We start from the raw sequence: 9,564 nt of genomic DNA on the forward strand, positions 1-9,564 counted from the left end.
GATCGCTGCACGGCGATGGCGCCGTCTCGGCGGCGCCGCTCGACGGGGTCAGGGTCCTGGACCTGGGCCGGGTGCTGGCGGCGCCGTGGGCGGCGCAGGTGCTGGGAGACTTCGGAGCGAACGTCCTGAAAGTGGAACGGCCGGGCCGCGGCGACGACGCGCGCCTATACGGGCCGGACGCCTTGATAGACGCGGCTGGCGCTCGAACGTTGGAATCCGCCTTCCATCTCTGCGCGAACCGCAACAAGCGCTCTATTCTCGTGGATCTCGCCTCGGCCGAAGGTCAAGCGCGCATCCGGACGCTCGCGGCCGATGCTGATGTGCTGATTGAGAACTTCATCGCCGGCAATCTGGCTCGCTTCGGTCTTGACGCTTCCACCCTGGGGATCGTCAACTCTCAGCTGATCTATGTTTCGCTGACGGGATACGGCCAATCCGGCCCGTATGCCGACAGACCCGGCTATGATGCGGTGTTTCAGGCGCAAGGCGGCCTGATGGCGATGACGGGTCTCCCGGATGGAGAACCCGGCGGCGGTCCGTTAAAAACAGGCCCTAGTCTGATGGACGTGTCCACCGGCCAGTTCGCAGCGTTGGCCGCCGTCGCCGCGCTCTACCAACGCTATGCTGACGCGGCCCCCGGCCAGCACGTGGACGTGGCCCTGCTGGATGTCGCGGTTGCCATGCAAGCCGGCAGCATTCAGTCTTTTCTCGAGACAGGACGCCAACCGTCGAGACGCGGAAATTACGTCGGCTCTTCTCCAACCGGCCTCTACATCTGTCAGGACGGCCCGATCTTTCTGTCCGTAAGCTCCCCAGATCATCTGCACGCCCTGGCGACCCTCGCCAGCACCGTCACCCCCTCCCCATCGCCTTCAGGTTCCGGTAAGGCGAATGGGACGGGTCTCGAAGAGAGGCTGCGGGACGCTTTCCGGCGAACGACGCGCGACCGCGCACTCGAACGGCTCGCCGCCCTGGGCGTGCCGGGCGCCGCCGTGAACCGTTACGACGAAGTCTTTGCGGATGCTCAGCTTCGCGCCCGCGCGCTCGTTCAGGACATCGCGCACCCTGCGTCGGGAACGAATACCGTGCGAATTCTCTCCAGCCCCATCTTCCTGGGAAGCCACCGCTCCCCTTCGGAGCGCCCTCCCATGCTAGGCGAGCACGAGCCCGCAACGGGTTTCTGATGGTGGGTTCAAAATCAAGATTGAACTGCCCCGGGTGTCCCGAGGCCATTTGGTTTAAGTTATGCGGCGACGGGAACGTCGTGCATCGACGCGTAACAACGCTGCTTTGCCTCGCCGGATAGCCTCTTCGCCAACGGATCCCGACGGCTCCTTACAATCCCCGAGCATCGCGAAGCCACCCGTACAGGCGCGCCGTCGACATTGATCGGTCGAACAACCATCCAGGCACGTCCCTGATGGACGTGAGCCGGTGCTTAACGAGGGGTGGCGGGCGCGATTTTAGAAGTGAGCCCAGGGGAAGGTACTGGCCCTAGTGTCGTGACAGGTATCGCGCGCCAAAGGAGCGACTTTCCGAACCGCAGCAATGGGGCACGAATGGCAAATGGCCGACCGGGTCCCGGAAGCGCCAGTAGCGGCCCTTGGCTTAATGGCCGAAACCCGACACTGGGCACCATCTGCGTATCAGAGCGGCAAAGCCTTTCGGAGATTGGCCGTCAGCCTTTCGTCGGGTCCCAGAAGCGGTTTCGGCGGCGACGCTTCGGTCAATCCCAGCATGTTCGCCGCCGCATACATCAGCCTAAGACCGCCGTGGGCGCGGAACAGGTCCCACAAGCCCGCGAAGGCGGCGTCGCATCGGTCCGCTTCCTCGCGATCGCCTCTGACAGCCGCCGCCGCGAGCGGGGCGGCCTGTACAGGAAACAGCCCGCCGGCCACGCTGTACCAGCAGTCGGCGCCCGCCAGCAGCGCAGCCTTGCAGCCCCAGTCGCCGCTGTAGCCGATGGACAAGCCCGGCGCCGCCTGCCGAAAAGCCGCCAGGTCGGCGGCGATGTCGCCGGACGCCGGCAGCGGCAGCTTGATCGCCGCCACGGTCGTGATCGCCGCCAGACGCGCGACCAGTTCCGGCCTGAAGATGAAGTTGGTCGTTCCGGGATTGCTGTAGATGCATAGCGGCAGGTCCGTGGCCGAGGCGACGGCGAGGAAGTGCTGAAAGACCTCCTCCTCCGTCAGCGGCGTATAGCTGACCGGCGCCAAGAGCAGACCGGACGCGCCCTCTGCCGCCGCATCGCCCGCCTGGGCCTGGGCCTCGTCGGTGCGCATGGCGCCGACGCCGACAATGATCGGGATCGAGACGACGGCTTCAGCGGCCGCCGCCACGGCGCGTCGCCGTTGGTCGCGGCTGAGAAACATATAAGTCCCGGTACTGCCGAGCAGACCTATGGAATCGGCGCCGCCCGCCTCAATGCGTCGGATTAGTCGCTGCAGGTCAGGCGCAATGACCTCGCCTTCGGACGTCATCGGAGTGATGGGAAAGGCCGAAAGACCCGAAAACAGCGCCATGCTCTGCTCCAGAATATCGCCTTAGTGAGGACCGATGCAGCGGTCGGCTCAAATCAGGCTTGGCTTCAGTTTGTGTCATTTCAGCCGATCAGTCGGGGCGCTCTATTAGAAGGCTGCTCGCCTGCAGCGACGGACTGAGACGCTTCAATCCGGCGATCAGTTCGTCGCCCGCCCGCATCAGCGCCGAGATCGGCATGGGGGCCAGGCGCTCGAGGATGAACCACATGGCGGTGCTGTCGTCAGTGATCCGCGTCCGTACGCCCTGTCGCCAGTTCCATCGTCGGCAGGTCGCGCCGTGGTCATCGCGCCAGATAACCTCGCCGGGATCGATCACTTCGATCTTCGGTTCGCCGTTTTGGGCCGTGTCGAAAATCTCGCCGCCCTGCGCGACCACCAATCGGGGCGTCCCGGCGTAGGCGTCCGCATCTTCGCCGCCGATCGGAAGGGCGTAACGAAGGCTGACCGCATTGTAGAGATCTACGACGGCGTTCACCGGCGGCAGGGTCCCGTCCCGCTGCCCCCGCTTGCGCAAGGCCTCGACGGAGCATGGCGTCCGCTGCGGCTTGGCGCCGAAGGCGCGGTAGGCGTCCCGCCAAGCCCCCAGATGCGCCTCAGCCCACTCAGGCTCCTGCACCCGACACGCTAGACGCAACTGTTCTGCGTCATCAGGATCGCTCGGCCCGTTGCGCGCGCCAGTGACAAGGATGCTGAGCACGGCGAAGTCCGGGCGCAGGGCGTAGATTTCCGGGGCGATGACAGGTGGTTTCATGAGGACCTCGATGTTCTGAAATGGCGTCAGGCGAAGACGCCGCGCACCAGGACTACGGCTATGACGGTCATCATCAGGCCCGTGACGACATCCAGCACGCGCCACGCGATCGGGCGGGCGAAGAGCGGTGCCAGAAAGCGTGCGCCGAAACCGACGGACGCAAACCAGACAGCGGCGAAGGTTGAGGCTCCGATGATGAAGAACAGCCGCTGGCTCTCGGGCAGGCTGGACCCGACCGCTCCCATCAGCATGACGGTGTCGATGTAGACATGCGGGTTCAGAAGGGTGAAGGCGGCGGTGGCCGCCAGCGCCGCCCTGAGCGAAAGACCTGCGCCGTCCTCAATGATCAGGGCCTCCGAGCGCATCGCCCGTCGAAAGGCCCCGACGGCGTACCATGTCAGGAAGGCAGCGCCGCCGAGACTCAACCCCGCCGACAGGCCGGGAAGCGCCGCCAACAGTTGACCCAGACCATTCACGCCGGCGATGACGAGAACGGAATCCGCCACGGCGCAGAACAGGACGACCGGCAGGACATGCTCGCGCCGCAGCCCCTGCCGCAGCACGAACATGTTCTGTGCGCCGATGGAGACGATCAGACTGGCCGAGAGGACGAAGCCTTTCGCCAGTGGCGGAAGAATGGAAACGATCATGGGGCGCTGATCGCACAGCACGAAGTCGTAGCCGAACTAATCCTGCTTAAGTTAGATTAGCTACCCTAATGCTCGACTATCCCGCCCTCGCCGCCTTGGCCGCCGTCATCCGTACCGGATCATTCGATGCGGCTGCTGAAGCCCTGTCGGTCACGCCCTCGGCGGTGTCCCAACGCGTGAAGGGTCTCGAGGAGCGCCTGGGCCTTCCCCTCGTCATCCGTGCGACGCCCTGCCGACCGACAGAGGCCGGGGCGCGTCTGGCGGCCCACCTCGATCAGGTGGCCCTGCTGGAGCACGACATGATGGCGGGCGATCCCGTCTGGGCTGCGGCGTTCGGCGGCGCGCGCCCGACCTTGAAGATCGCCCTCAACGCCGACAGCCTCGGCACCTGGTTCCCCGGCGCAGCCACCCGCTTCGCCGCAGACCAGCCGAACACCCTGTCTCTGGTGCTCGACGATGAGGCCGACACCGCCGAGCGTCTGCGTTCGGGCGAGGTCATCGCTGCTGTGACCACGGCGGGAAAGGCCGTCGCAGGATGCCGCACCCTGCCGCTAGGCTCGCTTCGCTACGTAGCCGCAGCGACACCGGACTATCGCGATCGTTATTTCCTCGACGGCGTGACGGCCGAACGGCTTGCCGAGGCGCCGGTGCTCCGTTTCGGCCCGCGGGACCGACTGCAACTCCAGTGGGCTGAGCAGGTCGTCGGAAGCCCGATCGAAGGCCCGACCCATTGGGTGCCGTCCACTCAGGGGTTTCTGGATTTCACTCTGGCGGGCGTCGCCTGGTCCCTGACGCCGGAACGCTTGGCCGCTCCGTTGATCGCGTCAGGCCGCCTAGTCGATCTTGCCCCCGGCGTCATCGTCGACGTGCCGCTCTTCTGGCAGCATCTACGCATCACCACCCGCCTGATCGAAGACCTGACCAGGACGGTTCGCGCCGGGGCGGCCGACTGGCTACACATCGCCTGACGGCAATGCGCCAGGAGCAGTCATTGGCTTCTCGACGGACAGCTGACATTCCATCCTTGCTTAGCGTTCCCGGCTTGGTTGACGACACCATTAATTCCATTATTTTGGAATCATGGAATCCGAAGCCGCCATCCTCGCTCTTGCCGCCCTAGCCCAACCGACACGCCTTGAGGCCTTCCGTCTGCTGGTGCGGCACGAACCCGAAGGCCTACCCGCCGGCGAGATCGCGGATGCCCTGGCGGTGCCCGCCAACACCATGTCGGCGCACCTCGGGGTTCTGTCCCGCGCCGGCCTGGTCAATTCGGAGCGCCACAGCCGGTCGATCATCTACCGGGCGGACCTGGATCGCCTCCAGGCGCTGGTCCTGTTCCTGCTGAAGGACTGCTGCCAGGGCCGCGCCGAACTGTGCGAGCCGCTACTGGCCGAACTCTCGCTCTGCCGCGCATGAGGACACCATGGACGTCGTCATCTATCACAACCCTGCCTGCGGCACGTCGCGCAACGCCCTGGCCCTGATCCGACACGTCGGGATCGAGCCGCAAGTCATCGAGTATCTGAAGACGCCGCCCAACCGCGCCATGATCCAGGCGCTGGTCGAACGGATGGGCGTCCCCCTGCGCGGCCTTCTGCGCGAGAAGGGCACCCCCTTCACCGAACTGGTCCTCGGAGACCCTGATTTGACCGATGACCAGATTCTGGACGCCATCGAAGCACACCCGATTCTGCTGAACCGTCCGATCGTGGTCGCGCCGCTAGGCGTGAAGCTATGTCGCCCGTCCGAAGCGGTCCTCGACCTTCTGCCTTCAGAAGGACTCAAGCCCTTCACCAAGGAGGACGGCGAAGTCGTCATCGACGCCGGGGGCCGGAGGGTCCGCTGATGGTCAATGCCGTGATTGCTGAACAACCAAGGCGCCACCTGTCCTTCCTCGATCGCTGGCTGACATTGTGGATTTTCGCCGCAATGGCGCTGGGCGTGCTGCTGGGCACAGTCGCGCCCGGGCTTCCCGCCTGGATCGACGGCCTGTCGGTCGGGACGACCAACATCCCCATAGCCATCGGCCTGATCCTGATGATGTATCCGCCGCTAGCGCGGGTGACGTACGAGGAACTTCCCCGCGTCTTCGCCGACAAGCGCGTGCTGCTTCTGTCCCTGTTCCAGAACTGGGTGTTGGGGCCGGTGCTGATGTTCGCGCTGGCGGTGATCTTCCTGCGCGACCAGCCGGAACACATGACCGGCGTCATCCTGATCGGACTAGCCCGCTGCATCGCCATGGTGCTGGTCTGGAACCAGTTGGCGCGCGGCGACAACCAATATGTGGCGGGCCTGGTCGCCTTCAACTCGATCTTCCAGATCGCCTTCTTCAGCCTCTACGCCTGGCTGTTCCTGACCGTACTGCCGCCCCTGTTCGGGCTGGAGGGCAGCGTGGTTGACGTCAGCGTCTGGACCATCGCAAGCGCCGTCCTGGTCTATCTGGGCCTGCCCTTTCTCGGCGGTTTCCTGACCCGGCGCGCGCTGGTCACGCGCAAGGGGAACGACTGGTACGAGGCGCGCTTCCTGCCGCGCATCGCGCCGATCACCCTGATCGCCCTGCTGTTCACCATCGTCGCCATGTTCAGCCTGAAGGGCGGCGAGGTCGTCGCCCTGCCGCTGGACGCCCTGCGCATCGCCATTCCGCTGACGATCTACTTCCTGGTCATGTTCGTGGTCAGCTTCCTGATGGGACGGCTGATCGAGGCGGACTATCCGCGCACCACGGCCCTGGCCTTCACCGCTGCCTCCAACAACTTCGAACTGGCGATCGCCGTCGCCATCGCGGCGTTCGGATTGGCCTCGCCGGTAGCCTTCGCCGCCGTCATCGGTCCGCTGGTCGAGGTCCCTGTGCTGATCCTGCTGGTGTCGGTCGCCCTGTGGCTGGGCCGCCGCTGCTTCCCCGCGACCGCCCCGAAGAAGGGCGCCTGCTGATGGCCTTCAACGCCGTGGAGTTGCCCGAGCCCACTCCCGACCTCATCGCCGCGCTGGAGGCCGCCGGGCTGCCGACGGACGATCTCCACGAGCCCGGTCGGCGCTTCTACCGCTTCGGGGACGATGCCGGACTGATCGGCTACGGCGGGCTGGAGCAGGTCGGGCCCGACGTCTTGATCCGCTCCATCGTCGTCCCTGACAGCCGTCGCGGCGGCGGTCACGGCGGGGCGATCCTGTGCTGGCTCGAAGCCGAAGCCGCCGGACAAGGGGCCGACGGTCTCTATCTGCTCACGACCTCGGCCGCCGCCTTCTTCCAGCGACACGGCTATTCGGTCGCCCTTCGGTCAGCCGCGCCGCCCTCAGTCGCCGCCTCCCGGCAGTTCAGCGGCCTGTGCCCGGCCTCGGCGGCCTTCATGTTCAAGGAACTGCGCGCCCGATGACCCGCCTTCGCGACCTGCCTGATCCCGACCACCTGCCCGCGCTCGACCCAGCTTATCTGTCCAGCCGCCCCGCGCTCGGCCTCGGCCCGCACGATCATCCGCCCCGCATCCTGCTGCTCTACGGCTCACTGCGCGACCGCTCCTATTCCCGGCTATGCGTCGAGGAGGCCGCTCGCCTGCTGCGCTTCATGGGCTGCGAAACGCGCATCTTCGATCCGTCCGACCTGCCGCTGACCGATCAGGTCGACTACGACGATCATCCCGCCGTCCACGAACTGCGCGAGCATGCCCTGTGGTCGGAGGGCATGGTCTGGAGCAGCCCCGAACGCCACGGCCAGATTTCGGGGATCATGAAGCTTCAGATCGATCACCTGCCGCTGAGCATGGGCGGTATGCGCCCGACTCAGGGCCGCACCCTTGCCGTCATGCAGGTCTCCGGCGGCTCGCAGAGTTTCAACGCGGTCAACACCCTGCGCCTGCTCGGCCGCTGGATGCGGATGATCACCATCCCCAACCAGTCCAGCGTCGCCAAGGCCTTCCTGGAGTTCGACGACGACGGCCGCATGAAGCCGTCCAGCTACTACGATCGCATCGTCGATGTGATGGAGGAACTGGTGCGCTTCACCGTCTTGACGCGGTGGCACGCAGGTCAGTTGGTGGATCGCTATTCCGAGCGAAAGGCGTCGGGCGTGCCGATCGATGCGGCCAATGACCTGTCAGCGATCGCGATCAGGTCTGCGTAGCATCAGACTGGATTGCTGGAGAATGGCCACGGAAATCAGCGGCGAATCCAAAGCAGCCCACAGACGCCTGAGCGCGCCCCTGACCGGCTCGCCGGCAGAGGTCTTCGCGGTCTTCCTCAAACTCGGCCTCACGTCGTTCGGCGGCCCCGTCGCGCACCTCGGCTATTTCCGGAACGAGTTGGTCGCCCGACGCCGTTGGATCGATGAAGCCGGATACGCCGACCTGGTCGCCATGTGCCAATTCCTGCCAGGGCCGGCCTCCAGCCAAGTGGGCTACGCCTTGGGCTTGTGGCGCGCCGGCCCATTGGGTGGCGTTGCGGCATGGTGCGCCTTCACGCTGCCGTCCGCCGCGCTTCTGGTCTTGTTCGCCATGGGCGCAGCCTCGCTCCACGGGCCAGTTGGAATGGGCCTGCTTCATGGACTGAAGCTGGTGGCCGTGGCTGTGGTCGCTCAGGCGGTCTGGGGGATGGCCCGCACCCTGACCCCTGATTGGCAAAGAGCAGTCATCGGCCTAGCCGCTGTTGTAATCCTGATGTTGCTCGGCGGAGCGACAGGCCAGATCGTCGCTATCGTCCTCGGCGGTCTGGCGGGGCTGCGCCTTTGCCGCACGACGACCGCCGCGCCAGGGGCGACTGCAAGCTTCCCGATTTCACGGCGCGCCGGCGCAGGGGCCCTGGTCCTGTTCCTTCTGCTTCTGGCGGGCCTACCGCTCGCCTCCATGGCGACAGGGTTCCACGGCGTCGCCTTGCTGGACGTCTTCTATCGAGCCGGCGCCTTCGTTTTCGGAGGCGGTCACGTCGTTCTGCCCCTGCTCGAAGAAGGCGTGGTGCAGCCCGGCTGGATCGATTCCAATGGCTTTCTTGCGGGCTATGGCGCAGCCCAAGCCGTCCCGGGGCCGCTTTTCACCTTCGCCGCCTATCTGGGCGCCGTGATGGAGCCTTCTCCGAATGGACTCGCTGGGGCCGCCCTTTGTCTCGTGGCGATCTTCGCGCCGGGATTGCTGCTGGTGACAGGCGTGCTGCCGTTCTGGAGCCTGCTGCGCGCCCGACCGGCGGCCCAGGCGGCGATGCGCGGTGCGAACGCGGCGGTCGTCGGCATTCTCGCTTTCGCCCTCTATACCCCAGTAGGAACCAGCGCGATCCTGAGTCCGATCGACTTCCTCGTGGCGCTGGCCGGCTTCGTTCTGTTGACGGTGTGGAAGTGCACACCATGGATAGTCGTTGCCCTGACCGCCGCAAGCGGGGTCGCCTTCGCACTGATCTGAGCCGAGCCCGCGCCCGTCGCGATGTATCCAGGACTCCTGCATGGTGAACAAGGCAGACCTTGCACTCCGAGTGCTCGTAGCGGCATGGATGCCGATGGGGCATCATGACAAGAGCCATCTTCCCGTCGGGCGGTCGCATTGATGAGTCCTCCCAAGAGGGTTCGTCATTCTTGCCCCACCGGAGGGGCTTCGTCGGCTTATGGTCAGGTGTCCTCGCCTATTCGCGCTGATGTCGGCGACGCGCC

At 65.8% G+C, this 9,564-nt stretch carries 11 protein-coding genes; 8 read left to right on the forward strand and 3 right to left on the reverse strand.

Going from position 1 to position 9,564, the window contains the following annotated elements:
* Positions 1 to 1,184 (forward strand): CaiB/BaiF CoA transferase family protein (locus tag BDIM_RS01555; RefSeq protein ID WP_050796559.1); only part of this gene is annotated, 1,184 nt, incomplete at its 5' end.
* A 462-nt stretch (positions 1,185 to 1,646) separates the two neighbouring features.
* Here the strand turns inward: BDIM_RS01555 and BDIM_RS01560 are convergent.
* The 3 genes from BDIM_RS01560 to BDIM_RS01570 all read right to left on the reverse strand — a co-directional run bounded on the left by BDIM_RS01560 (position 1,647) and on the right by BDIM_RS01570 (position 3,941).
* Complete coding sequence (locus tag BDIM_RS01560; protein ID WP_003163802.1) at positions 1,647 to 2,522, reverse strand: dihydrodipicolinate synthase family protein; 876 nt, start codon at positions 2,520 to 2,522, stop codon at positions 1,647 to 1,649.
* Between the two features lie 88 nt (positions 2,523 to 2,610).
* Positions 2,611 to 3,291 carry a B3/B4 domain-containing protein gene (locus BDIM_RS01565; protein ID WP_003163803.1) on the reverse strand — a complete coding sequence of 227 codons (681 nt, stop codon included), beginning with the start codon at positions 3,289 to 3,291 and terminating at the stop codon, positions 2,611 to 2,613.
* Between the two features lie 26 nt (positions 3,292 to 3,317).
* Positions 3,318 to 3,941: a LysE/ArgO family amino acid transporter gene (locus tag BDIM_RS01570; protein WP_003163804.1), complete on the reverse strand. Its 624-nt coding sequence runs from the start codon at positions 3,939 to 3,941 to the stop codon at positions 3,318 to 3,320.
* A gap of 68 nt (positions 3,942 to 4,009) precedes the next feature.
* Here BDIM_RS01570 and BDIM_RS01575 point away from each other — a divergent pair, with 68 nt between their 5' ends.
* The 7 genes from BDIM_RS01575 (at position 4,010) to chrA (ending at position 9,319) form a co-directional block, all read left to right on the forward strand.
* The gene (locus BDIM_RS01575) at positions 4,010 to 4,909 is read left to right on the forward strand and encodes a LysR family transcriptional regulator ArgP (RefSeq protein ID WP_003163805.1); all 900 of its coding nucleotides are present in this window, start codon (positions 4,010 to 4,012) and stop codon (positions 4,907 to 4,909) included.
* 112 nt (positions 4,910 to 5,021) lie between these two features.
* The gene (locus BDIM_RS01580; protein ID WP_003163806.1) at positions 5,022 to 5,357 is read left to right on the forward strand and encodes an ArsR/SmtB family transcription factor; all 336 of its coding nucleotides are present in this window, start codon (positions 5,022 to 5,024) and stop codon (positions 5,355 to 5,357) included.
* Positions 5,358 to 5,364: 7 nt separating this feature from the next.
* A complete protein-coding gene (gene arsC / locus BDIM_RS01585) occupies positions 5,365 to 5,787 on the forward strand; it encodes an arsenate reductase (glutaredoxin) (RefSeq protein WP_003163807.1) in 423 nt (140 codons plus the stop codon).
* Entirely contained in the window at positions 5,787 to 6,872 is a 1,086-nt protein-coding gene (arsB, locus tag BDIM_RS01590) for an ACR3 family arsenite efflux transporter (RefSeq protein WP_003163808.1), read from the forward strand. The genes arsC and arsB overlap by 1 nt, the downstream gene beginning before the upstream one ends.
* Complete coding sequence (arsN2, locus tag BDIM_RS01595; protein WP_003163809.1) at positions 6,872 to 7,312, forward strand: arsenic resistance N-acetyltransferase ArsN2; 441 nt, start codon at positions 6,872 to 6,874, stop codon at positions 7,310 to 7,312. Before arsB ends, arsN2 begins: the two co-directional genes overlap by 1 nt.
* A complete protein-coding gene (gene arsH, locus BDIM_RS01600; protein WP_003163810.1) occupies positions 7,309 to 8,055 on the forward strand; it encodes an arsenical resistance protein ArsH in 747 nt (248 codons plus the stop codon). Before arsN2 ends, arsH begins: the two co-directional genes overlap by 4 nt.
* A gap of 22 nt (positions 8,056 to 8,077) precedes the next feature.
* Positions 8,078 to 9,319: a chromate efflux transporter gene (chrA, locus tag BDIM_RS01605; protein WP_003163811.1), complete on the forward strand. Its 1,242-nt coding sequence runs from the start codon at positions 8,078 to 8,080 to the stop codon at positions 9,317 to 9,319.
* Positions 9,320 to 9,564 lie beyond the last annotated feature (245 nt).

Source organism: Brevundimonas diminuta ATCC 11568 (assembly GCF_000204035.1).
Lineage (GTDB): Bacteria > Pseudomonadota > Alphaproteobacteria > Caulobacterales > Caulobacteraceae > Brevundimonas > Brevundimonas diminuta.